The 22,740-nt window shown below is 71.9% G+C and carries 22 protein-coding genes; 10 read left to right on the top strand and 12 right to left on the bottom strand.

Features of this window, described 5'->3' with window-relative positions:
- Positions 1-38: 38 nt before the first annotated feature.
- The 4 genes from ilvD to AQI70_RS09685 all read right to left on the bottom strand — a co-directional run bounded on the left by ilvD (position 39) and on the right by AQI70_RS09685 (position 4,690).
- Positions 39-1,892 (bottom strand): dihydroxy-acid dehydratase, encoded by a 1,854-nt coding sequence (ilvD, locus tag AQI70_RS09700; RefSeq protein ID WP_062146415.1) that lies wholly within the window; start codon positions 1,890-1,892, stop codon positions 39-41.
- Positions 1,893-2,042: 150 nt separating this feature from the next.
- Complete coding sequence (locus tag AQI70_RS09695; protein ID WP_062146598.1) at positions 2,043-2,639, bottom strand: TetR/AcrR family transcriptional regulator; 597 nt, start codon at positions 2,637-2,639, stop codon at positions 2,043-2,045.
- A gap of 26 nt (positions 2,640-2,665) precedes the next feature.
- Positions 2,666-3,490: a sugar phosphate isomerase/epimerase family protein gene (locus tag AQI70_RS09690; protein WP_078504108.1), complete on the bottom strand. Its 825-nt coding sequence runs from the start codon at positions 3,488-3,490 to the stop codon at positions 2,666-2,668.
- Positions 3,491-3,763: 273 nt separating this feature from the next.
- Entirely contained in the window at positions 3,764-4,690 is a 927-nt protein-coding gene (locus tag AQI70_RS09685) for a Ppx/GppA family phosphatase (RefSeq protein WP_062146413.1), read from the bottom strand.
- 74 nt (positions 4,691-4,764) lie between these two features.
- Here AQI70_RS09685 and AQI70_RS09680 point away from each other — a divergent pair, with 74 nt between their 5' ends.
- Complete coding sequence (locus AQI70_RS09680; protein ID WP_062146411.1) at positions 4,765-5,637, top strand: DUF3109 family protein; 873 nt, start codon at positions 4,765-4,767, stop codon at positions 5,635-5,637.
- 67 nt (positions 5,638-5,704) lie between these two features.
- On the opposite strand, the gene AQI70_RS09675 is transcribed toward AQI70_RS09680, so the two are convergent.
- Positions 5,705-7,462: a BACON domain-containing protein gene (locus AQI70_RS09675; protein ID WP_062146409.1), complete on the bottom strand. Its 1,758-nt coding sequence runs from the start codon at positions 7,460-7,462 to the stop codon at positions 5,705-5,707.
- A gap of 187 nt (positions 7,463-7,649) precedes the next feature.
- Between AQI70_RS09675 and radA the strand changes: the two genes are divergently transcribed.
- Together radA and disA are read left to right on the top strand one after the other, a co-directional pair.
- Positions 7,650-9,059: a DNA repair protein RadA gene (radA, locus tag AQI70_RS09670; protein WP_062146407.1), complete on the top strand. Its 1,410-nt coding sequence runs from the start codon at positions 7,650-7,652 to the stop codon at positions 9,057-9,059.
- Between the two features lie 81 nt (positions 9,060-9,140).
- A complete protein-coding gene (disA, locus tag AQI70_RS09665; RefSeq protein ID WP_037887075.1) occupies positions 9,141-10,265 on the top strand; it encodes a DNA integrity scanning diadenylate cyclase DisA in 1,125 nt (374 codons plus the stop codon).
- Here disA and AQI70_RS39075 read toward each other — a convergent pair.
- Both AQI70_RS39075 and AQI70_RS09660 read right to left on the bottom strand, forming a co-directional pair.
- Entirely contained in the window at positions 10,262-10,429 is a 168-nt protein-coding gene (locus AQI70_RS39075; protein WP_159042641.1) for a hypothetical protein, read from the bottom strand. The two genes, disA and AQI70_RS39075, sit on opposite strands and share 4 nt — an antisense overlap.
- A gap of 43 nt (positions 10,430-10,472) precedes the next feature.
- A complete protein-coding gene (locus AQI70_RS09660; protein ID WP_079051215.1) occupies positions 10,473-11,291 on the bottom strand; it encodes a hypothetical protein in 819 nt (272 codons plus the stop codon).
- A 186-nt stretch (positions 11,292-11,477) separates the two neighbouring features.
- Here AQI70_RS09660 and AQI70_RS09655 point away from each other — a divergent pair, with 186 nt between their 5' ends.
- Positions 11,478-12,110 (top strand): phosphatase PAP2 family protein, encoded by a 633-nt coding sequence (locus AQI70_RS09655; protein WP_208607319.1) that lies wholly within the window; start codon positions 11,478-11,480, stop codon positions 12,108-12,110.
- 3 nt (positions 12,111-12,113) lie between these two features.
- Here AQI70_RS09655 and AQI70_RS09650 read toward each other — a convergent pair whose 3' ends face one another.
- Together AQI70_RS09650 and AQI70_RS09645 are read right to left on the bottom strand one after the other, a co-directional pair.
- Positions 12,114-12,773, bottom strand: a complete 660-nt coding sequence (locus tag AQI70_RS09650) for a response regulator transcription factor (RefSeq protein ID WP_062146402.1) — start codon at positions 12,771-12,773, stop codon at positions 12,114-12,116.
- A complete protein-coding gene (locus tag AQI70_RS09645; RefSeq protein ID WP_062146400.1) occupies positions 12,770-14,374 on the bottom strand; it encodes a sensor histidine kinase in 1,605 nt (534 codons plus the stop codon). Before AQI70_RS09645 ends, AQI70_RS09650 begins: the two co-directional genes overlap by 4 nt.
- Before the next feature lie 129 nt (positions 14,375-14,503).
- On the opposite strand from AQI70_RS09645, the gene AQI70_RS09640 reads away from it, so the two are divergent.
- The 6 genes from AQI70_RS09640 to cseC all read left to right on the top strand — a co-directional run bounded on the left by AQI70_RS09640 (position 14,504) and on the right by cseC (position 19,414).
- On the top strand, positions 14,504-15,502 hold the full coding sequence (locus AQI70_RS09640) for an HhH-GPD family protein (protein ID WP_062146398.1): 999 nt from the start codon (positions 14,504-14,506) through the stop codon (positions 15,500-15,502).
- A gap of 307 nt (positions 15,503-15,809) precedes the next feature.
- Entirely contained in the window at positions 15,810-16,349 is a 540-nt protein-coding gene (locus AQI70_RS09635; protein ID WP_062146396.1) for a SigE family RNA polymerase sigma factor, read from the top strand.
- Positions 16,350-16,387: 38 nt separating this feature from the next.
- Positions 16,388-17,071, top strand: coding sequence for a hypothetical protein (locus AQI70_RS09630; protein WP_062146596.1), 684 nt, complete (start codon positions 16,388-16,390; stop codon positions 17,069-17,071).
- A 55-nt stretch (positions 17,072-17,126) separates the two neighbouring features.
- A complete protein-coding gene (gene cseB / locus AQI70_RS09625; protein WP_062146394.1) occupies positions 17,127-17,831 on the top strand; it encodes a two-component system response regulator CseB in 705 nt (234 codons plus the stop codon).
- 87 nt (positions 17,832-17,918) lie between these two features.
- On the top strand, positions 17,919-18,095 hold the full coding sequence (locus AQI70_RS39070) for a hypothetical protein (RefSeq protein WP_159042640.1): 177 nt from the start codon (positions 17,919-17,921) through the stop codon (positions 18,093-18,095).
- 20 nt (positions 18,096-18,115) lie between these two features.
- A complete protein-coding gene (gene cseC, locus AQI70_RS09620) occupies positions 18,116-19,414 on the top strand; it encodes a two-component system sensor histidine kinase CseC (protein WP_244181534.1) in 1,299 nt (432 codons plus the stop codon).
- A 22-nt stretch (positions 19,415-19,436) separates the two neighbouring features.
- Here cseC and AQI70_RS09615 read toward each other — a convergent pair whose 3' ends face one another.
- From AQI70_RS09615 to AQI70_RS09605, 3 genes are all read right to left on the bottom strand, one after another.
- Positions 19,437-19,871, bottom strand: a complete 435-nt coding sequence (locus AQI70_RS09615) for a VOC family protein (protein ID WP_037887083.1) — start codon at positions 19,869-19,871, stop codon at positions 19,437-19,439.
- Positions 19,872-19,930: 59 nt separating this feature from the next.
- Positions 19,931-20,368 carry a helix-turn-helix transcriptional regulator gene (locus tag AQI70_RS09610; RefSeq protein WP_062146592.1) on the bottom strand — a complete coding sequence of 146 codons (438 nt, stop codon included), beginning with the start codon at positions 20,366-20,368 and terminating at the stop codon, positions 19,931-19,933.
- Between the two features lie 660 nt (positions 20,369-21,028).
- The gene (locus tag AQI70_RS09605; RefSeq protein ID WP_079051214.1) at positions 21,029-22,651 is read right to left on the bottom strand and encodes an MDR family MFS transporter; all 1,623 of its coding nucleotides are present in this window, start codon (positions 22,649-22,651) and stop codon (positions 21,029-21,031) included.
- Between the last annotated feature and the right edge of the window lie 89 nt (positions 22,652-22,740).

The raw sequence follows: 22,740 nt of genomic DNA, 5'->3' as shown, positions 1-22,740 counted from the left end.
GGCCGCCTCCCAAGGAGACGGCCCCTTCGATACGGGCCTCAGCCCAGCTTCGTCACATCCCGCACCGCGCCCTTGTCCGCGCTGGTCGCCATCGCCGCGTACGCCCGCAGCGCCGCCGACACCTTGCGCTCGCGGTTCCTCGGGGCGTACGCCCCGTTCAACGCCTGCTCACGGCGGGCGAGTTCCGCGTCGTCGACGAGCAGCTCGATCGAGCGGTTCGGGATGTCGATGCGGATGCGGTCGCCGTCCTCGACCAGCGCGATCGTGCCGCCGGACGCGGCCTCGGGGGACGCGTGGCCGATGGACAGGCCCGAGGTGCCACCGGAGAAGCGGCCGTCGGTGATCAGGGCACAGGTCTTGCCGAGGCCGCGGCCCTTGAGGAAGGACGTCGGGTAGAGCATCTCCTGCATGCCGGGGCCGCCCTTGGGGCCCTCGTAGCGGATGACGACGACGTCTCCGTCGGTCACCTGCTTGTTGAGGATCTTCTCGACGGCCTCTTCCTGCGACTCGCAGACGACCGCCGGGCCCTCGAAGGTCCAGATCGACTCGTCGACGCCGGCCGTCTTCACCACACAGCCGTCGACGGCGAGGTTGCCCCTGAGGACCGCGAGACCGCCGTCCTTGGAGTACGCGTGCTCGACGCTGCGGATGCAGCCGCCCTCGGCGTCCTCGTCGAGGGCCTCCCAGCGCTCGGACTGCGAGAAGGCCTCCGCCGAGCGGACGCAGCCCGGGGCCGCGTGCCACAGCTCGACGGCCTCCGGCGAGGGCGAGCCGCCGCGCACGTCCCAGGTCTTCAGCCAGTCCGCCAGGGACGGGCTGTGGACGGCGTGCACGTCCTCGTTGAGCAGCCCGGCGCGGTGCAGCTCGCCCAGCAGGGCGGGGATGCCGCCGGCGCGGTGCACGTCCTCCATGTAGTACGTGCGGTCCTTGGCGACGTTCGGCGCGACCTTCGCCAGGCACGGGACCCGGCGGCTGACCGCGTCGATCTGCTCCAGCCCGAAGGGGACGCCCGCCTCCTGGGCGGCGGCCAGCAGGTGCAGGATCGTGTTGGTGGAGCCGCCCATGGCGATGTCGAGGGCCATGGCGTTCTCGAAGGCCGCGAAGGTGGCGACGTTGCGCGGCAGGACCGTGTCGTCGTCCTGCTCGTAGTAGCGGCGGGTGATGTCCATGACCGTCTGGGCCGCCGTGACGTACAGCTGCTTGCGGGCCGTGTGGGTGGCCAGCACCGAGCCGTTGCCGGGCAGGGACAGGCCGATGGCCTCGGTCAGGCAGTTCATCGAGTTGGCGGTGAACATGCCGGAGCAGGAGCCGCAGGTCGGACAGGCGTTCTCCTCGATACGGAGGATGTCCTCGTCCGAGATCTTGTCGTTCACGGCGTCGGAGATCGCGTCGACCAGGTCGAGGGTGCGGACCGTGCCGTCGACCAGCGTGGCGCGGCCGGACTCCATGGGGCCGCCGGAGACGAAGACCGTGGGGATGTTCAGCCGCAGGGCGGCGTTCAGCATGCCCGGGGTGATCTTGTCGCAGTTGGAGATGCAGATCAGGGCGTCGGCGCAGTGGGCCTCGACCATGTACTCCACGCTGTCCGCGATGAGGTCGCGGGACGGGAGCGAGTACAGCATGCCGCCGTGTCCCATCGCGATGCCGTCGTCGACGGCGATGGTGTTGAACTCGCGCGGGATGCCGCCGGCCTCCCTGACCGCCTCGCTGACGATCCGGCCGACGGGCTGGAGGTGGGTGTGGCCGGGCACGAACTCGGTGAAGGAGTTCGCCACCGCGATGATCGGCTTCCGGCCGATGTCCGCACCGGGTACACCGGAGGCGCGCATAAGGGCGCGGGCGCCCGCCATGTTGCGGCCGTGGGTGACTGTGCGGGACCTCAGCTCGGGCATCGTCGCTCGCTCCTTCAGGGACTGCAGGGACTGCGATCAGAGACTTCTGACTGCTAACGAGCGTACGCCGGTCATCCAGGTGTCGGGACGAGGTGTCCGGAATACGGGATGTATGTCTCGCGGAACAGCTGCCGCGCGGCCGTCCAGGCGTCAGCGGCCGGTGAGATGTCCCTGCACCACGGGCGCCACCCGCGCGATGATCTGCTCCACGTCCGCCGAGGCGATCGGCTCGATCCTGATGACGTACCGCATCATCGCGATGCCCACCAGCTGCGCGGCCGCCAGCTCGGCGCGCAGCTCCGCGTCCGGAGCGTCGATCTCTCCGGCGATACGGCGCAGCAGCTGAGCGGAGACGAGCCGGCGGAAGACGGCGGCCGCGGCGTCGTTGTTGACCGCCGACCGGACGATCGCGAGCAGTGGCTTGCGGGTCACGGGGTTCTCCCAGAGCCCGAAGATGACTCGGGTCATGCGCTCGCCCGCAGCGTCGAGAGGCCCTTCCAGCACGGCGTCCCGCACCTTCAGGGCGGGTGCGAAGGCGACCTCCACGGCGGCCTCGAAGACCTGCTCCTTAGTGCCGAAGTAGTGGTGTACGAGCGCCGAGTCCACCCCGGCGGCCTTGGCGATGCCGCGCACGGACGTCTTCTCGTAGCCGCGCTCGGAGAACTCCTCGCGGGCCGCGTCCAGGATGCGGTCGCGGGTGTCGGCGGATTCCGTACGAGGGGGCCGGCCCCGGCGTCGGGAGCTCATCCCGCCCCGGCCCGGGGTGGTGTCGGTCACGGCCGGGGCACCCTGACCGCCGAGGCCAGATGCAGCCGGGTGAAGGCGAGGGCCTCGGCGAGGTCGGCCTCGCGTTCGGCGCCGGACATCGCGCGGCGGGTGTTGACCTCGATGACGACATGGCCGTCGAAGCCGGTCAGGGCGAGCCGCTCCAGCACCTCGGCGCAGGGCTGGGTGCCGCGGCCGGGGACGAGGTGCTCGTCCTTCGCCGAGCCCCGGCCGTCCGCGAGGTGCACATGCCCCAGCCGGTCGCCCATCCGGTCGATCATCTGGACGGCGTCGGTGCGGGCGGTCGCCGTATGGCTGAGATCGATCGTGAAGTGACGGTAGTCGTCCTTGGTCACATCCCAGTCGGGGGCGTACGCGAGCATCTCGCGGTCGCGGTAGCGCCAGGGGTACATGTTCTCGACGGCGAACCGCACATCCGTCTCGTTCGCCATGCGCCAGATACCGGCCACGAAGTCGCGGGCGTACTGGCGCTGCCAGCGGAACGGCGGGTGTACGACGACCGTGCCGGCGCCCAGCTTCTCGGCGGCCGCCTGGGCGCGCTGGAGTTTGGTCCAGGGGTCGGTGGACCACACGCGCTGGGTGATCAGCAGACAGGGGGCGTGGACGGCGAGGATCGGGATGCGGTGGTAGTCGCTGAGCCGGCGCAGCGCCTCGATGTCCTGGCTGACCGGGTCGGTCCACACCATGACCTCGACACCGTCGTACCCGAGGCGCGCGGCGATCTCGAAGGCCGTCGCCGTCGACTCCGGATAGACGGAGGCCGTCGACAGGGCGACCTTCGCATCCGGGATGCGGACCACTGGTTCTGCCACGAGGGACAGAGTACGGGGCGGCACCGGACGCCGGGGAACCGATGGCTGCGGCCCCGCCACGAGGGCACACAACCAGCCAGGTGTGCGAACTGGGCATATGCCGAGGGGCTGGAGCGAGGGCGCGGGGCGGCGGTGTGGCGGGGTTCACGCCGGGACGGCGGGGTTCACGCCGGGACGGCGGCCTCGGCCCCCCGAGGTCGGACACCCGCCGCTGGGCCGGCCACCGGGTACCGGCCGCTCACTCCCCGAGTCCGGAAAGCACCGGCTCCGATGTCACCCCAGATGATCCAGCTTCCGCAGGATCACGCCCTCCCGCAGCGCCCAAGGGCAGATCTCCAGCCGCTCCACGCCGAACAGATCCATCGCCCCCTCGGCCACCAGCGCGCCCGCGAGCAGCTGTCCCGCGCGCCCCTCGGAGACGCCCGGCAGTTCCGCGCGCTGGGCCACGGTCATGCCGGCCAGCCGGGGCACCCAGGCCTCCAGGGACTCCCGCTTCAGATCACGCTGGACGTATAGGCCCTCCGCGGAGCGGGCCGCGCCGGCGAGGCGGGCCAGCTGCTTGAAGGTCTTGGACGTGGCGACCACGTGATCGGGAGCTCCGAAGCGGCTGAATTCGCCGACCGTGCGGGCGATCTGGGCCCGGACGTGCCGTCGCAGCGCTCGTATGTCCTCCGGGTCGGGCGGATCGCCCGGCAGCCAGCCGGCCGTGAGACGCCCGGCGCCCAGCGGCAGCGACACCGCCGCGTCCGGCTCCTCGTCGATGCCGAACGCGATCTCCAGGGACCCGCCCCCGATGTCCAGCACCAGCAGCTTCCCGGCCGACCACCCGAACCAGCGCCGGGCGGCGAGAAAGGTCAGCCGAGCCTCCTCCTCGCCGGTGAGAACCTGCAGCTCGACGCCGGTTTCGTCCTTCACGCGCGCGAGTACGTCATCGGCGTTGGTGGCCTCCCGCACCGCGGACGTCGCGAAGGGCAGCACTTCCTCGACGCCCTTGTCCTCGGCCGCCTGCAGGGCCTCGTGGACGACGCCGACCAGTTTGTCGATCCCCTCCGCACCGATGGCCCCGCTGTCGTCGAGGAGTTGGGCGAGGCGCAGCTCGGCCTTGTGCGAGTGGGCGGGCAGCGGGCGCGCGCCGGGGTGCGCATCCACCACCAGCAGATGCACCGTGTTCGATCCAACGTCGAGGACACCGAGTCTCATGTACGGAACGCTACTGCCACCTGGGCGATCCTCCGTCCTCGAGGCCGCGGGTACGGACGCCGTACCCTGGTTCCGTGCCAAAGACGAAAAAGGCGAAGCCCGACAAGACGGCCAAATCCGCCAAGGGTTCTTCGCAGGCGACGGCAGCCACGACGTCGAAGAAGCCCGGAAAGGGCTCCCCGGAACCGGACGAGAAGGGGCTCGACTTCGCGCGCGCATGGGTGGAGTTCCCTGATCCGGCGGACGACGAGCAGGTCTTCCGCTGCGATCTGACATGGCTGACCTCCCGTTGGAACTGCATCTTCGGCAGCGGCTGCCAGGGCATCCAGGCGGGCCGCGCGGACGACGGCTGCTGCACGCTGGGGGCGCACTTCTCCGACGAGGACGACGAGAAGCGGGTCGCCGAGTACGTGGCGAGGCTCACGCCCGAGATCTGGCAGCACCACGACGAGGGCGTGGAGCACGGCTGGGTCTCGGAGGACGAGGACGGCGACCGCCAGACGCGCCCGTACCAGGGCTCGTGCATCTTCCAGAACCGGCCCGGTTTCGCCGGGGGCGCGGGCTGCTCGCTGCACATCCTCGCCCTGAAGGAGGGCCGCGAGCCGCTGGAGACCAAGCCGGACGTCTGCTGGCAGCTGCCGATCCGGCGGACCTACGACTGGATCGACCGGCCCGACGACACGCGTGTGCTGCAGGTGTCGATCGGCGAGTACGACCGCCGCGGCTGGGGCCCCGGCGGCCACGATCTGCACTGGTGGTGCACATCGGCGACCTCGGCGCACGGCGCGGGCGAGCCGGTGTACGTGTCCTACCGGGCGGAGCTGACGGAGCTGATGGGCAAGGCCGGCTACGACCGCCTGGTCGAGCTGTGCGAGGCACGGCTGGCGTCGCAGCTGCCGTTGCTGGCACCGCATCCGGCGGATCCCGTCGACCAGACCACTCACTGAGACCACTCGCTGAGACCACTCGTTCAGAGCGCTCACTCAGACCACTCGCTGGGCGGCGGCCGGTGTACTACGGCGTCGACGGGCTCGGCTCACCGCTCCCGCCGGACGGCGGCGTCGGGCCCCCCGGATCGGCCGGGCCGGACGGCGACGGATCGCCGGCCGTGGGCGACGGGTCGGGCGACGAGGGCGGCGGGTCGCTGGGAGTGGGGTCGGGCGGGGCCGAGGTCGTGGGCGCCGGATCGGGACCGGAGGACGAGGGCGGCGGGCTGCCGGGGGTTCCGGGGTCGGTCGGCCGGGTGGGATACGGGCCCGGGTCGGAGGGGCTGGGGGCGGTGCCGTAGCCGTCGATGGAGACGACGGCGCCGGCGGGTGCGACCGCCACGCGCGCGCTCCAGTACCCGGAGGGCTCGCGCAGCTGGTCGACGTACACCTTGATCGTCAACGACTCGCCGGGCGCCAGGGTTCCCGCCGACTGACTCAGATAGAGCCAGTGCGCGCCGGTGGTCGCGGACCAGCGCACCGGCGCGCGCCCGGTCGAGGTGAGGGTGACCAGTGTGGTGTCGCCGCTGTTGCCTGCCGACACCTCCAGGTGCCCGGCGCCCTTGCCGAGCGCGCCGCTGACGCTGACGACCTCCACGGAGACATCCGGTTTGTCCCGCTTGCCGAAACGATCACCCCGCTCGGCGCTCGCGTTGCCGGCGTTCTCGTAGCCGCTCGCCGCCGTCTCTCCGTCGAGGGCGCCGGGACCGTGCGCCTCGCTCGCGCTGGCCGAGCTGCCGTCGACTGCCTCGCCGGTCGGCGTGCCCCGGTAGGCGGCCCACAGGGCCAGGACCGGGGCGGCCACGACGGTGGCGACGACGGTCGTGGTGACGGCACGCGCGCGTAGCCGGTCCCTGCGGGCGGCACGATCCTTCGGGTCCATCGGGAATCCGCGCCGGTCGAAGCGCGGCACGGCGGCGCCCCGCGCGCGCGGGTGGTGCGCCAGGGCCCCGCGCAGGGCCGCACGGGGTGCCTCCAGGACGGGCAGTTCGGCGGGCGTGACGGTCGCGCCGGGCCAGCGGCCGGGGACCGCGCGCTCGGCGGTGCGGCGGCATCGGGGGCAGTCGTCGACGTGCCGGACGAGTTCGCGGCGCAGGGCCGTGCTGAGCACGAGCTGGTTGTCGCCGGTGAGCCGGGCGACGCTCGGACAGGCCCCGGTCTCGACGACGGCGAGGGCCGCGCGGGTGCGCTCGACCTCGCAGGCGGCGGAGGCGAGCAGTTCGCGGGCGGCGGCCGTGTCCATGCCGAGGACGGCGGCGACCTCGTGGGCCGCGAGATGGTGGCGTACGGCGAGTTCGAGGGCCTCGCGCTGCTCCGGAGTGGTGCCGGCGGCCTCCGGCCAGGCCAGCAGGCCGAGTTCACGGCGCCGTTGCTCCTGGACCTCCTCCGAGACCGGCGGCCGGGCGGCCTGCGCCCTTGTCTGCCGATGGGTGCCGGGCCGGCCCGCGGCATGGCTGCTCTGACGTTTCTGCTTGGCCTCGGCGAGCTTGCGCAGACACGCCCAGCGGGCCAGCGCGTACAGCCAGGGCCGACGGTCCGCGGGGGCCTCCGGCACCCGCTGGCCGCGCCGCTCGGCGAGCGCGAGGGCGTCACCGAGGGCGGCGGTCGCGGCGTCGTGGTCGCACAGCACGGACAGGCAGTAGGTGAACAGCCCGTCCAGATACGGCTCGTAACGCGCGGACGGCCGCTGCGCCACCGTGCGGGCCGCCGCCCGATCACGCGCCTCCCGGTGCGCTCGATGGGCGCCGGCGGTGCGGGTCGAGGTTTCCGGACTGCTGCTCATCATTGGTGGACCGTAGGGGGCCGCGGCCGACGCCTTCTCCCTGCTTGAGCTCTTTTAATCCATACGGGTGAAACGATCCCTCAATCGGGGACGGGAGCACCGGATTCCATGACTTGTCCATGGCGAGACGGCCAGGACGAGGCGCTTTCGCCGTACGGCTTTGTCAGTGGGCTCGGTTACGGTTCTTCGCATGGCTGCCCGTACCAAGACCACGAAGGACCGCCCGTCCTACCGCTGCACCGAGTGCGGCTGGCAGACGGCCAAGTGGCTCGGCCGCTGCCCCGAGTGCCAGGCATGGGGGACGGTCGAGGAGTACGGCGCGCCCGCGGTCCGTACGACGGCGCCGGGGCGGGTGACGACGTCCGCGCTGCCCATCGGGCAGGTCGACGGGCGGCAGGCGACCGCGCGGCCCACCGGCGTGCCCGAGCTGGACCGGGTGCTCGGCGGCGGGCTCGTGCCCGGAGCGGTCGTCCTCGTCGCGGGCGAACCCGGCGTCGGCAAGTCCACACTGCTGCTGGACGTGGCGGCCAAGTCGGCGAGCGACGAGCACCGCACGCTGTATGTCACCGGCGAGGAGTCGGCGAGCCAGGTGCGGCTGCGCGCCGACCGCATCGGCGCCCTCGACGACCATCTGTACCTCGCCGCCGAGACCGACCTGGCCGCCATCCTCGGCCACTTGGACGCGGTGAAGCCGTCGTTGCTCGTCCTCGACTCCGTACAGACCGTGGCCTCCCCGGAGATCGACGGCGCCCCCGGCGGCATGGCCCAGGTCCGGGAGGTGGCCGGCGCCCTGATCCGGGCGTCCAAGGAGCGCGGCATGTCCACGCTTCTCGTGGGGCACGTCACGAAGGACGGTGCCATCGCCGGACCTCGCCTCCTGGAGCACCTCGTGGACGTGGTGCTGCACTTCGAGGGCGACCGGCACGCGCGCCTGCGTCTCGTACGCGGCGTCAAGAACCGCTACGGCGCGACGGACGAGGTCGGCTGCTTCGAACTGCACGACGAGGGCATTACGGGCCTTGCCGACCCAAGCGGACTTTTCCTGACCCGTCGTGACGAACCGGTTCCCGGCACCTGTCTGACGGTCACCCTGGAGGGCCGCCGCCCCCTGGTGGCCGAAGTGCAGGCGCTCACCGTCGACTCACAGATCCCCTCGCCCCGCCGCACCACCTCCGGCCTGGAGACGTCACGCGTCTCGATGATGCTGGCCGTACTGGAGCAGCGCGGCCGGATCAGCGCGCTCGGCAAGCGGGACATCTACTCCGCGACGGTCGGCGGAGTGAAGCTCTCCGAGCCCGCGGCCGACCTCGCCGTGGCCCTCGCCCTGGCCTCCGCTGCCAGCGACACCCCGCTCCCGAAGAACCTCGTCGCGATCGGCGAGGTGGGCCTCGCGGGCGAGGTCAGACGGGTCACCGGCGTGCAGCGCAGGCTGGCCGAGGCGCACCGGCTGGGCTTCACGCACGCGCTCGTGCCGGGCGACCCGGGCAAGATCCCTGCCGGCATGAAGGTGCTGGAAGTGGCCGACATAGGGGACGCCCTCCGAGTCCTTCCGCGCTCGCGTCGCCGAGAGGCCCCGCGGGACGAGGAGGACCGCCGGTAGACTTTGCCCTGGTCTCGCCCGTCCGTACGAAGAGAGTGTGCGAAACGGGAGCGCCCCAGAACCTGTGACCGGAGGAGTGCAGTGGCAGCCAACGACCGGGCAGCAGCTCCCGGAAAGTCCGGCGGGAGCTCCGGTGCCGATGGCCTGATGCGCGCCTCACTGAGCGCCGTGGCACCCGGCACGGCGCTGCGCGACGGCCTGGAGCGGATCCTCCGCGGCAACACGGGCGGGCTCATCGTGCTCGGCTCCGACAAGACCGTCGAGGCGATGTGTACGGGCGGATTCGTCCTGGATGTCGAGTTCACGGCGACGCGGCTGCGGGAGCTGTGCAAGCTGGACGGCGGCATCGTGCTGTCGTCCGACCTGTCGAAGATCCTGCGCGCGGGCGTCCAGCTGGTCCCGGACCCGACGATCCCCACGGAGGAGACGGGCACCCGGCACCGTACGGCGGACCGGGTCAGCAAGCAGGTCGGCTTCCCGGTCGTCTCGGTCTCCCAGTCGATGCGGCTGATCGCCCTCTACGTCGACGGACAGCGCCGCGTCCTGGAGGACTCGGCCGCGATCCTCTCCCGCGCCAACCAGGCCCTGGCGACCCTGGAGCGCTACAAGCTCCGCCTCGACGAGGTCGCGGGAACGTTGTCAGCGCTGGAGATCGAGGACCTGGTGACGGTCCGCGACGTCTCGGCGGTCGCCCAGCGCCTGGAGATGGTGCGCCGGATCGCGACCGAGATCGCCGAGTACGTGGTGGAACTGGGCACGGACGGCCGCCTTCTGGCGCTCCAGCTGGACGAGTTGATCGCGGGCGTGGAGCCCGAGCGTGAGCTGGTGGTGCGCGACTACGTCCCCGAGCCGACGGCCAAGCGCTCCCGCACGGTGGACGAGGCGCTGTCCGAGCTGGACGCGCTCACCCACGCGGAGCTTCTCGAACTGCCCACGGTGGCCCGGGCATTGGGCTACACGGGGTCGCCGGAGGCACTGGACTCGGCGGTGTCTCCGCGGGGCTTCCGGCTGCTGGCCAAGGTGCCGAGACTGCCGGGGGCGATCATCGACCGCCTGGTGGAGCACTTCGGCGGCCTGCAGAAGCTGCTCGCCGCGAGCGTGGACGACCTGCAGACCGTGGACGGCGTGGGCGAGGCCCGGGCACGCAGCGTGCGCGAAGGGCTGTCGCGGCTGGCGGAGAGCTCGATTCTGGAGCGGTACGTCTAGTCGGAACGGCAGGTCTGGTCGGAGCGGTAGGTCTGGTCGGAGCGGTAGGTCTGGTCGGAGCGGTAGGTCTGGTCGGAGCGGTAGGTCTGGTCGGAGCGGTACGTCTGGTCAGCGAGCCGTGTGCAGCGCCGGTACCCGGCGTTGCGCCGAGGCCGGGGCGTCACCCAGCTGCACGCAGTCCGGCCCGGCCCTCGCGAGGAGCCGTCGCTAGTCGTTCTCCAGCACGAACGACGTCTGTGCCGTGCCGAACCCCGGCGCCTTCGCCTCCACCAGATACGTCCCCGCCCCGGCCGACCCCGCCGGAGGCGTCGCGCACTGCGGAGCGCTCGGCTTGCGGTCCCACTTCACGGTGTACGTGATGCTCGTGCCGGCGGGCGCCCGGAAGCGCAGGCTGCCGGAGACCTTGGGGCAGTCGGCGGAGGACCAGTAGGCGTCCTCGGCCCCTGCCTGAGTGATCGTCACCACCGTGCTCTTCGGGCCGAGATCGACCTTGCAGTCATAGGTGGAGGAGTTCGTCGCGGTCAGCAGCAGCGTGGGCGTCCGCCCGGGCTCGTAGGCGTTGTGGAGGCTGCGCACCGTCAGCTTCACCGCGCCCGCGGTGCAGTCGGGCAGCGTGGAGGTCGCCGGCACCGTGTCGCCCGCGCCGACGCCGATGCCCGAGCCGCCGCCTGTGGCTCCGCTGCCCGCGCCGCCGGCGCCCACGCCGGACCCGCTGCCGTCCCCGGCTCCCGTCCCGGAACCGTCACCGGCCCCCGACCCGCCGGAGTCGCCGCCGGGTGACTCGTCGCGCCCGCCCGGCGCCTGACTGATCGCCGGCCCCGAACCCGACGGGCCCGGTGTGATCGTCGAGGGTGCGGGATTCTTGCCGTCGGACCCGTCCGCGTTGTTCTTGTCGCCACCGCCGCCCGAGACCAGCACCCAGGTGGTCAGCAGCGCCAACAGGGCGATCACAGACAGCAGTACGGCCCTCCGTCGCCAGTAGATGGAGGAGGGAAGCGGCCCGACCGGATTGCGCAGAGATCCCACGGCGCAAACTGTACGAGAGATCGGTGCGCTGACTCGCTCCACCCGCCGCCGAAGGCCGCAACTTTTCCGGATCATCATCCCGGAAACCACCCGGTACCGGCTGCGCCGCCCCTGTCTTCCGTCAGGGTCGGCACCTGACGATCGCAGGATGTGACGGTATCGGCCCGCCGCCTACGGTCCGTGACCATGGACTTCGAGGACGCCGAGCTCTACCGCGACATCACCGACTACGCCCACGACACCCCAACGTGGGTACAGCACACCGCCGAGACAGGAACGGAGGCCGGACTGCTGCTGTTCGCCGCTCTGTTCGTCGCCATGTGGTGGCGAGCCCGGCGCGACACCGCCCGGGCGTTCGCGATCGCGGCCCTTGCACCTCTGGCCACGGCTGTGGCGTACGTGTGCAGTGAACTCCTCAAGTCCGTTGTCACACAGGAACGACCGTGCCGGGCGGTGCCGGAAGCGACCGCCCCGCTCAGCGCCTGCCCGCCACCCGGCGACTGGTCCTTCCCCAGCAACCACGCCACCATCGCGGGCGCCGCCGCCGTCACCCTGGCCCTGACCCGGCGCGTGCTCATCCGGCTGACGGCGCCGCTGGCCCTGCTGATGGCCTTCTCCCGCGTCTTCGTCGGGGTCCACTATCCGCACGACGTCGTCGCGGGTCTCGTCCTCGGCGCGGTCGTCGCGGCGGCCGCCGTGAGGCTCGGCACCCGTCCGGCGGTCCGGCTGGCCGAGGCGATGCGGGCCTCGTCGGCGCCAGCCGCACGGTGGTTCACGGGTCCGGGGTCGCAGCGCGTCCCTTCGTACGGCGTGCGCTGAGCGTCACGACTCCACCAGCCCCGCCTCGTACGCCACGATCGCCGCCTGCACCCGATTGCGCACGCCCAACCGGTCGAGCACCGCGCTCACATAGGCCTTCACCGTGCCCTCGACGAGGTACAGCCGGGCGGCGATCTCCGGATTGGACAGGCCCGCGCCGACAAGGCCGAGCACCTCTCGCTCACGCGGGCTGAGTCCGGCCACGCGCGCGCGTGCGGCGGCCTCCCGGCCGAGTCGCCCGTCACTGCCGCCCAGCCCGTCGATGACGTACCGCGCCACCTTCGGCGACAGGAAGGCCGCACCGCCCGCCACCGCCCTTACGCCCGCCATCAGTTCGTACGGATCCCCGGACTTCAGGAGAAAGCCGGTGGCGCCGCCGCCGAGGGCGCGGGCCACATACGCCTGTTCGGAGAAGGTGGTGAGCATCGCCACGGCCGTGCCGGGGACGGTCCGTACGATCTCCTCCGCGGCGGCGAGTCCGTCCAGTCCGGGCATACGGATGTCCAGCAGGGCCACGTCCGGCCGGTGCGTCCGGGCCAGCTCGACGGCCTCGCGCCCGTCACCCGCCTCCGCGACGACCTCGATCTCGCCGCCACTCGCCAGGATGGCGGACACCCCGGCCCGCACCATCGCCTCGTCGTCGGCCAGCAGTACCCGGATCACCGTATGAACTCCTCATCCGTGGGCGGACGTTGGGACAATCCGGCGCGGGGGATCACGGCCTTGGCGACCAGCCGCCCGGCGCCGTCGAAGCAGAGCCTGAAGTGGTCGACGGAGACGAGGAGTTCGCCGCTCGCGCGGTAGTAGCGGCAGTCGCTGCCCTGCGGGGGCGGCACGGGCGCGCGCTCGACGGGGGCGTCACGCACGGTTCGGTCCGGCAGGAGGTGGGCGATGTCGTCGCCGGAGGACCCCAGCCGCAGTTCGGCGTACGCGGCGGGCGGCAGCACCGAGTGGGTCTCCGTGTACGCGTACCAGGAGGCCGCGCCCGTCACCAGGACGACGCCCGCGCCGACGGCGGCCACGAAGGCCAGGGCGACACGGCGACGGGCGTGCGCGAAGGGGGCGTACGGAGCTGGGGACGGCCGTACTGGTGCGGTGACGGCCTGCTCGGGGACGTACGCCCGCACGCGGAATCCGTCCCGGTGCGGGCCGGCCTCGAAGGTTCCGCCGACCGCGGTGACGGCGGCGCGCAGGGCCTGGAGGCCGGTGCCGCCGGCGGTCGGTGCCGTGGCGGGCCCGCTGGGAACAGTCGTGCCGGGAAGCGTCGTGCCGCCGGCCTCCGGTCCCGGTCCGCTCGTCACCGTGACCGTCGTGCCGTCGGCCTCCCTGGCCGCCGCCACGGTGACGTCGGCACCCGGGGCATGCCGGGCCGCGTTGGTGAGCGTCTCGCGGACCACCCGGTACAGGACCCGCTCGGCGACTCCGCCCGCTTCCAGCACCGCGACGTCCCCCCACCGCACCGGCAGCCCCGACTCGGCGGCGCGGGCGACGAGTTGCCCGACGGTCTCCCCCGGCGGGGTCAGGGACACCGGCTCGTCCTCCTCGCGCAGGACGCCGATGATGCGGTGCAGCCGGTCGGTGGCGTCGGCGGCGGCCGCGCGCAGGTCGGCGGCGGCGGCGCGGTGGTGGTCCGGGAGGTCGGGGGCGACCTGGAGGGCGCCCGCGCGCAGGGCGATCAGGCTCAGCTCGTGACCCAGGGAGTCGTGCATGTCCTGGGCGATCCGGGCCCGTTCGCGCAGTCGGGCGCGCTCCTCGGCGATGCGCTGCTCGCCCTCCAGCCGCGCGGCTCGCGTCCAGCCGGCCTCGGCCAGCTGACGGCTCTGGCGCCAGTAGCGTCCGCCGAGCCACGGGAAGACACAGCAGAAGAGCAACGTGCCGGTCAGCACCACCGCTTCCGGCGCCGGATCGACTCCGAAGAGCGCGATCCGCGCCGTGCCGAGACAGCCGACGAGCCCGAAGGCGGCCATCGCCGGACGGGCCCGGGCCGCGCGCAGGCCGAGCAGCAGCGCGAAGACACCGAGCGCCGGGCCGTACGAGACGCTGAACAGGGCGGGGGCGGCGGCCAGGCTCAGTACGGCCGTCAGTGCGAAGGCCGCCCAGGGGTACCGCCGGGCCACGGCGACCGCGAGGGCGAGCACCACCAGCCCTGCGGCCTGCTGCCAGGCGGCACGCGGCTCGTTCATCCCGAGCCGGTCGGCCGTGAGCGCGGGCACCACGAGGACGGCCCAGAGGAGGCAGGCCCGCCATATGCGAGGACGTTCCATCCGGCCGACGCTACAAGCGGGGGGCGGGGTGCCACTGCTGCCGATCGTCAGGTGCGGTGCGCGGCCACAACGCACCGGCACCGCCGCCTACCCGCCCGACCGCCCCCGACGTGGCAGGATCGGAAAGCCATGACTGCGCCCACGAAGCCCCCGCACAGCCACCCCTCCGACGCCGGCTGGGACGCCCCCCGCGCTCAGCCTCCGCAGGAACCCGCTCAGCCTCCGCAGGAACTCGCTCAGCCTCCGCAGGAAACCGCTCAGCCTCTGCAGGAAACCGTCATCGGCTGGTTCGACGAACACGCCCGAGACCTCCCCTGGCGGCGCCCCGAGGCCGGCCCCTGGGGGGTGATGGTCAGTGAGTTCATGCTTCAGCAGACGCCCGTGAACCGCGTCCTGCCCGTCTACGAGCAGTGGCTGTCCCGCTGGCCACGCCCCGCCGACCTGGCCAAGGAGGCCCCCGGTGAGGCCGTGCGTGCCTGGGGCCGGCTCGGTTACCCGCGCCGCGCCCTGCGGCTGCACGGTGCCGCCGTCGCCATAGCGGAACGGCACGGCGGGGACGTACCGACCGACCACGCCCAGCTGCTCGCGCTGCCCGGCATCGGCGAGTACACGGCCGCGGCGGTCGCCTCCTTCGCCTACGGTCAGCGCCACCCCGTCCTGGACACCAACGTCCGCCGGGTCCTCGCCCGTGCCGTCACCGGCGTGCAGTACCCGCCGAACGCCACCACGGCCGCCGAGCGCAAGCTCGCCCGCACCCTGCTCCCCGATGACGAACGCACCGCCGCGCGCTGGGCCGCCGCCTCCATGGAGCTCGGCGCGCTGGTGTGCACGGCGAAGAACGAGTCGTGCCATCGCTGCCCGATCACCGCGCAGTGCGCCTGGCGGCTGGCCGGGAAACCGGAGCACGACGGGCCGCCGCGCCGCGGGCAGACGTACGCCGGTACGGACCGTCAGGTGCGCGGCAAGCTGCTCGCCGTGCTCCGCGACGCCCACACGCCCGTCCCGCAGGCTGCCCTCGACCGGGTGTGGCACGAGCCGGTGCAGCGCGCCCGCGCCCTGGACGGTCTCGTCGCGGACGGTCTGGTGGAGCCGCTGCCGGGTGGGATGTACCGACTGCCGCTGAGCTGACCGGCACACAGCCACATCACAGCCCTGGAGGCTCTGCAACACCTCCTACATGGCCGTTGCACAGCCACCACACGGGCAAATCACCCCATACCCGCCCCAACTCCTCGACCGTTTTGCCCCTTTCCTGATTCCGTTACACAACCGACGGACAGCCGAGCGCTAGCCGAAGGCTGCTTCGGACAGCCCCGTGACAACGCCTCCGTAGCTTCATTTCCGTACCCGACAGACGGGGACGACTACGAACCACAGGCAGTGACACCGACGGCGAACGAGCCGGCCGGGAACGGGGAATCGGGAGGCGGTCAACATGGCGCAGGGCGAGGTGCTCGAGTTCGAGGAGTACGTCCGCACCCGGCGGGACGCGCTGCTGCGCAGCGCACGCCGACTGGTCCCGGACCCGGTGGACGCCCAGGACCTGTTGCAGACGGCGCTGGTGCGGACGTACCACCGCTGGGACGGCATAGCGGACAAGCGGCTCGCGGACGCCTACCTCCGCCGCGTGATGATCAACACGCGGACCGAGTGGTGGCGGGCGCGGAAGCTGGAGGAGGTGCCGACCGAGCAGCTGCCGGACGCCTCGGTCGACGACTCCACCGAGCAGCACGCGGACCGCGCCCTGCTGATGGACATCATGAAGGTGCTGGCTCCCAAGCAGCGCAGCGTCGTGGTGCTGCGACACTGGGAGCAGATGTCCACGGAGGAGACGGCCGCCGCCCTCGGCATGTCGGCCGGAACCGTCAAGAGCACGCTGCACCGGGCGCTCGCCCGGCTCCGCGAGGAGCTGGAGAGCCGCGATCTGGACGCACGCGCGCTGGAGCGTGAGGAGCGGGAGCGTTGCGCGGCCTAGGCACGACGGCGGGCGGCACCGGGCGCACGGACACGGGCATGGGCCGGGACAGAGACGGGGACGGCGAGGACACCGGCCCGGAACGGCCCGGGCCCGCACCGACCCGGGAGACACTTCAGGCGGCGTTCACGGCGGTGGCCGTGGTCGTCGCCCTCGCCCTTTTCGTCTCCGCGTGCGCCACCGGCGGCACCGGCGCCCGTGACGAGGGACCCGCGCACGCCGACTCGGCGGGCTCGGCCGTCGCGTCGTTCACGCCCTCGGCCTCGGCCGTCCCCGATCCCCTGGAGGCCGTCCGCCTGGTCAAGGCGGACCCGGCGGTCTCGGTGGACGTGAAGCGCGACCTCAAGCCGTGCGTCTCCGACGACTACCCCGTCGACGTCTCCTCCGGCGATCTGACCGGGGGGCCGGCGAGCGACATCGTGGTCAACGTCCTCTCCTGCGGCGACGGGGTCGGCGTCGGCTCGTATGTGTATCGCGAGCAGGGGGGCCGGTACGAGAATGTGTTCAAGGCCGAGGAGCCTCCGGTCTACGCGGAGATCGACCGCGGCTACCTGGTGGTGACCAAGCAGGTGTACGAGAAGAACGACCAGGTGTCGAACCCGTCCAGCGAGAATGTGATCTCGTACCTCTGGACCGCGGGCCGCTTCGTGAAGAAGTTCAGCACGCACACCGACTACGGCACGCTCGGCGACGGCGAGGAGTCGGCGGCGCCCGGCGGCTGAGCTCCCCCAGCACACACGCAGACCACAGAGAACCACGAGGACTGAGAGCACCGGGATGGCAGACCAGACCCACGTTCTGTTCGTCGAGGACGACGACGTCATCCGCGAGGCCACCCAGCTGGCCCTGGAGCGGGACGGCTTCGCGGTCACCGCCATGCCCGACGGGCTGTCGGGCCTGGCGGCGTTCCGGGCGAACCGGCCGGACATCGCGCTGCTTGACGTCATGGTCCCGGGCCTGGACGGCGTCAGCCTGTGCCGCCGGATCAGGGACGAGTCGACCGTGCCGGTGATCATGCTGTCGGCGCGCGCGGACTCGATCGACGTGGTGCTGGGCCTGGAGGCGGGCGCGGACGACTATGTGACCAAGCCCTTCGACGGTGCCGTGCTGGTCGCACGGATCCGCGCCGTGCTGCGCCGCTTCGGGCACGCGAGCGGCGGGGACCGGTCGGACGAGGCCGCTTCGGCCGCCGGCGGCGGGGTGCTGACCTTCGGCGACCTGGAGATCGACACCGAGGGCATGGAGGTGCGCAGGGCGGGGCAGCCCGTGGCGCTCACGCCGACCGAGATGCGGCTGCTGCTGGAGTTCTCCTCCGCGCCGGGCACGGTGCTGTCGCGGGACAAGCTGCTGGAGCGCGTGTGGGACTACGGCTGGGGCGGGGACACGCGCGTCGTCGACGTGCATGTGCAGCGGCTGCGGCAGAAGATCGGCCAGGACCGTATCGAGACGGTCCGTGGCTTCGGCTACAAGTTGAAGGCCTGAGCGGGGCGGGCATGCGGGGGATGTTCAGACGCCCGGCTCCGTCCGGCGCGGGGCGCGCGATCCTCACGGACGCGGCGGACGCGGCGGATGGTGCGGGCCAAGGGACGGATGTCCGTGCGGGTGCGCGGGCGGGCGGTGGCATGGAAGGGCGCGCGGGCGGTGGCCCGGGGGGTCGTACGGACGGTCGGGCGGCTGGTCGTACGCACGGTCGTGCGGGTGGTCGTGCGGGCCTGCGCCGGAGCGGTCGTACGGGCTTGGATCTGAGCGGTCGTATCGGCGGCCGGGTGGCCATTCGCACGGGGCTGCGGTGGAAGCTGAGCGCGGCGATCGCGCTGGTCGGCGCGCTCGTGGCGATCGTGCTCAGCCTGGTCGTGCACAACCAGGCCCGGGTCTCCATGCTGGACAGCGCGCGCGACCTCGCGGACGAACGCATCCTGATCGCCCAGCGCAGCTACGAGCAGTCCAAACGGCTGAACTTCCCCAACGCCACGATCGACGACCCGGAGCTGCCGGCGGCGCTGCGGGAGAAGGTCGAGGAGGGCCGGCGGGCGACGTACGTGACCGACTCACCGACCGGCGCGCCCGACATCTGGGCGGCCGTACCGCTCAACAACGGGCATGTCCTGTCGCTGCGCACCGGCTGGACCGACCGCAGCGAGCACATCCTCAACCGCCTCGACCAGGCCATGATCATCGGCTCCATCTCGGTGGTTCTTGGCGGCAGCGCGCTCGGCGTGCTGATCGGCGGGCAGCTGTCGCGCCGGCTGCGCAAGGCGGCGGCCGCGGCGAACCAGGTCGCGAGCGGGGAGCCGGACGTCCGGGTGCGGGACGCCATCGGGGGTGTCGTACGGGACGAGACCGACGATCTCGCGAGCGCGGTGGACGCGATGGCGGACGCGCTGCAGCAACGGCTGGAGGCGGAGCGCCGGGTCACGGCGGACATCGCGCACGAGCTGCGCACGCCGGTGACGGGTCTGCTGACGGCGGCGGAACTCCTTCCCCCCGGCCGGCCCACCGAACTGGTCCTGGACCGGGCGAAGGCCATGCGCACCCTCGTCGAGGACGTCCTGGAGGTGGCCCGGCTGGACAGCGCCTCGGAACGGGCCGAGCTGCAGGACATCATGCTGGGCGAGTTCGTCAGCCGACGGGTCGCGGCGAAGGACCCGGAGATCGAGGTGCGGGTCGTCCACGAGTCGGAGGTCACGACCGACCCGCGCCGCCTGGAGCGGGTGCTGTTCAACCTGCTGGCGAACGCCGCGCGGCACGGCAGGCCGCCCATCGAGGTCACCGTCGAGGGCCGGGTCATCCGGGTCCGCGACCACGGCCCCGGCTTCCCCGAGGACCTGCTCGCGGAGGGCCCCAGCCGCTTCCGCACGGGCAGCAGCGACCGCTCGGGCCACGGCCACGGCCTCGGCCTGACGATCGCGGCAGGTCAGGCCCGAGTCCTCGGCGCCCGCCTGACCTTCCGCAACATCCGCCCCGCGGGCGCCCCGGAGCACGTCCCGTCGGAGGGCGCGGTGGCCGTCCTGTGGCTCCCGGAGCACGCCCCGACGAACACGGGGAGCTACCCGATGCTGCCGTAGCGGCCGCCCGGGGGGCTGGGGCTCACCCGAACGACTTGGAGAAGTCGAGCTCCTCGCTCCGCTCGGTCAGCGAGTACCAGTTGCCGTTGTCGTCACGGAAGATCGCCTCGATGCCGTACGGCCGCTCCTGCGGCTCCTGGATGAACTCCACCCCGCGCGCCCTGAAGGTCTCGTAGTCCCCCCGGCAGTCGTCGGTCCGGAACGCCCCGGCCCCGATGACCCCCTTCCCGACGAGCTTCTTCAACGCCTCGGAGGACTCGGGATCGAGGCCGGGCCCATCGAGGCTCATCAGCGCGAGCTCGACATCCGGCTGGTCCTTGGCGCCCACGGTGACCCACCGCATATCGCCCATGGAGAGGTCATTCCGCACCTCGAAGCCGATCTTCTCGGTGAAGAACGCCTTGGTGCGCTGCTGGTCAAACGTCCATACGGTGGTGATGCCCAGCCCTTTGATCATGACGACGCCTCCCGTGCTCCGGCTGCTGTTCCTGACCGTCACGGTAGGCAGAGGCCCCGTCAGCGCGCTTCTCCAGAGTTGCTCTCCTGCCCTTGCCCTTGCCCCTGCGCCGCCCGGCGCCGGAAGCCCCCGGCCCACAGCATCGCGTAGCACCCCGGTATCAACGAGGCGCCGCGTCCGACATGCCTGTCCCGGTACTCGCTGGGCGTCAGCCCGGTCCGCGCCTTGAACCGCGCCGAGAACGTACCGAGGCTGCTGAACCCGACCAGATGGCAGATCTCCGTCACGGTCAGATTGGCCCCCCGCAGATACTCCTCGGCCCGCTCGATCCGCCGATGCGTCAGATACTGCCCCGGCGTCTCGCCGTACGCCGCCTTGAAGAGCCGCACGAAGTGATACCGCGAATACCCGGCATGCGCAGCGACGGCGTCCAGATCGAGCCCGGGATCGGCCCAGTCCCGATCCATGGCGTCCTTGGCCAGCCGCAACTGCCGCATCCTGTCCATGCGACCGATGGTGACATGGGGCACTGACAACACCGGCCGCGTATCCCAGCCCGCCCGGCGCACGAGGACGAGGGCACACCATCCCCAGCCCCTGGGCACTTCCCAGCGCCGACCCCGGCAATCCCAGCCCATCCAACGCACGAGGACAAAGGCACACCATCCCCAGCCCCACCCACCCGCTGGGGACGCACACCCCGACGGCGACCACTCCCCAGCGCCGACCCCGGCAATCCCAGCCCATCCGGCGCACGAGGACGAGGACACACCATCCCCAACCCCCACCCACCCGCTGGGGACGCACACCCCGACGGCGACCACTCCCCAGCGCCGGCCCCGGCAATCCCAGCCCATCCAGCGCACGAGGACAAGGGCACACCATCCCCAACCCCCACCCACCCGCTGGGGACGCACACCCCGACGGCGACCACTCCCGGCGCCGGCCCCGGCAATCTCAGCCCGTCCGGCGTTTGAGGACGAGGCCCCTTCAGGGCCGACAGCGGGGGTCTGGGGGCCGCAGGCCCCCAGGGAACGGGGTCGAAGGGGCAGCGCCCCTGGAGGATGGGACGGGTAGGGGCGGCGGGGGCGAGGAAACCAAAAAGGGAAGGCCCCCGGGCCGGCACATCACCCGAGGACCTCCCCATCACCACCCGCTCAGGCAGCGTCACCCTTGGGCCCCGCCCCCTTGAGCGGCACCTCCTTCACGAACACAGCCGCGACCAGGGACAGCACGGCAATCACGGCCCCCAGCACAAACGCCGAGTGCGTCCCCGCGGACACCGCCTGCTGATAAGCCTCCCGCGCCGCCTCCGGCAGCTTCGCCAGGCTCGCCGCATCCAACTGCGCCGACTGCTCGGTCACCTTCGCCCCCAGCGCCCCGGCCCGCTCGGCCATGACGTCCTGCACCCGGCTGTTGAACAGCGCCCCCATCACGGCGACCCCGAACGAGGACCCGAGCGTACGGAAGAGCGTGGCGGACGAGGACGCGACGCCCATGTCCTTCATCTCGACGCTGTTCTGCGCGACCAGCATGGTGATCTGCATCAGACACCCCATACCGACGCCCACCACAGCCATGTACACACCGGACGTGAACTGACTGGTCCCGGTGTCCATCAACGACAGCAGATACAGCCCGACGACCATCACCACACTGCCGAACACCGGGAACACCTTGTACCGCCCGGTGTTCGTGGTCACCCGCCCGGCGACCATCGAGGTGACGAGCATCGCCCCGAGCATCGGCAGCAGCAGAAGCCCGGAGTTCGTCGCGGACGCGCCCTGCACCGACTGCTGGTACAGCGGCAGGAACAGCGTCGCACCGAACATCACGAACCCGGTGACGAACCCGATCACGGACATCAGCGTGAAGTTCCGGCTACGGAAGATATGCAGCGGAACCACCGGCTCCGCAGCCTTGGTCTGCCAGAACACAAACCCCACGAGCGCGGCGACCCCGATCCCGATCAGCTCCATGATCACCGCGGACGTCCAGGCGTACTCCGTACCGCCCCACGTGGTGACCAGCACGATCGAGGTGATCCCCACGGTCAGCAGCGCCGCGCCCAGATAGTCGATCCGCGCCTGCGCCCGCTTCTTCGGCAGATGCAGCACCACACTGATGGCGGCCAGCGCCACGACACCGAGCGGCAGGTTGATGTAGAACGCCCAGCGCCAGCCCCAGTGATCGGTGATCGTGCCCCCGACCAGCGGCCCGCCGATCATCGCGAGCGCCATGACACCGGCCATCATGCCCTGGTACTTGCCCCGCTCCCGCGGCGGAATCAGATCACCGATGATCGCCATGACACCGACCATCAGTCCGCCGGCGCCCAGCCCCTGAACCGCCCGGAACGCGATCAGCTGCCCCATGTCCTGGGCCATCCCGCTCAGCGCGGACCCGATCAGGAAGAGCACGATCGAGGACATGAAGACGCCCTTGCGCCCGTACATGTCACCGAGCTTGCCCCACAGCGGAGTGGAGGCCGCGGTCGCCAGGGTGTAGGCCGTGACGACCCACGACAGATGCTCCAGCCCGCCCAGCTCACCCACGATCGTCGGCATCGCCGTGCCCACGATCATGTTGTCGAGCATCGCGAGCATCATCGTGATCATCAGCGCGAGCAGCACGACCCGCACGCTCTTGGGCTGCTTCCCGGCGTCCTGCCCGGAGCCCTGTCCGGCTGCCGACCCGGCGCCTTGTCCGGCTGTCGGCCCGGCCCCCGGTGGTCCCGCTCCTGGCTCCGCCTCCATGTCCACGGCCTGTGTGTCCGCCATGACTCCCACTCCCCCAGCTACTTACTTGCCGCCCGGCAAGTTGTCTACACTCCGGGAAGGTAGGGGCGTAACTAGCCGGTCGTCAAGTA

Origin of the sequence: Streptomyces curacoi, assembly GCF_001513975.1 — a bacterium.
Taxonomy (GTDB): domain Bacteria; phylum Actinomycetota; class Actinomycetes; order Streptomycetales; family Streptomycetaceae; genus Streptomyces; species Streptomyces curacoi.
This window is presented reverse-complemented; position numbering and strand designations above follow the sequence as displayed.

What these genes read in the sequence shown, in the direction of transcription:
- ilvD (WP_062146415.1), bottom strand. Translation starts at nt 1,892, where the DNA reads ATGCCCGAGCTGAGGTCCCGCACAGTCACCCACGGCCGCAACATGGCG.
- AQI70_RS09695 (WP_062146598.1), bottom strand. Translation starts at nt 2,639, where the DNA reads ATGAGCTCCCGACGCCGGGGCCGGCCCCCTCGTACGGAATCCGCCGAC.
- AQI70_RS09685 (WP_062146413.1), bottom strand. Translation starts at nt 4,690, where the DNA reads ATGAGACTCGGTGTCCTCGACGTTGGATCGAACACGGTGCATCTGCTG.
- AQI70_RS09645 (WP_062146400.1), bottom strand. Translation starts at nt 14,374, where the DNA reads ATGGAACGTCCTCGCATATGGCGGGCCTGCCTCCTCTGGGCCGTCCTC.
- AQI70_RS39070 (WP_159042640.1), top strand. Translation starts at nt 17,919, where the DNA reads ATGGTGCGGGCCAAGGGACGGATGTCCGTGCGGGTGCGCGGGCGGGCG.
- AQI70_RS09605 (WP_079051214.1), bottom strand. Translation starts at nt 22,651, where the DNA reads ATGGCGGACACACAGGCCGTGGACATGGAGGCGGAGCCAGGAGCGGGA.
- AQI70_RS09640 (WP_062146398.1), top strand. Translation starts at nt 14,504, where the DNA reads ATGACTGCGCCCACGAAGCCCCCGCACAGCCACCCCTCCGACGCCGGC.
- AQI70_RS09630 (WP_062146596.1), top strand. Translation starts at nt 16,388, where the DNA reads ATGGGCCGGGACAGAGACGGGGACGGCGAGGACACCGGCCCGGAACGG.
- AQI70_RS09615 (WP_037887083.1), bottom strand. Translation starts at nt 19,871, where the DNA reads ATGATCAAAGGGCTGGGCATCACCACCGTATGGACGTTTGACCAGCAG.
- AQI70_RS09675 (WP_062146409.1), bottom strand. Translation starts at nt 7,462, where the DNA reads ATGATGAGCAGCAGTCCGGAAACCTCGACCCGCACCGCCGGCGCCCAT.
- cseB (WP_062146394.1), top strand. Translation starts at nt 17,127, where the DNA reads ATGGCAGACCAGACCCACGTTCTGTTCGTCGAGGACGACGACGTCATC.
- AQI70_RS09655 (WP_208607319.1), top strand. Translation starts at nt 11,478, where the DNA reads ATGGACTTCGAGGACGCCGAGCTCTACCGCGACATCACCGACTACGCC.
- AQI70_RS09610 (WP_062146592.1), bottom strand. Translation starts at nt 20,368, where the DNA reads ATGCGGCAGTTGCGGCTGGCCAAGGACGCCATGGATCGGGACTGGGCC.
- AQI70_RS09635 (WP_062146396.1), top strand. Translation starts at nt 15,810, where the DNA reads ATGGCGCAGGGCGAGGTGCTCGAGTTCGAGGAGTACGTCCGCACCCGG.
- radA (WP_062146407.1), top strand. Translation starts at nt 7,650, where the DNA reads ATGGCTGCCCGTACCAAGACCACGAAGGACCGCCCGTCCTACCGCTGC.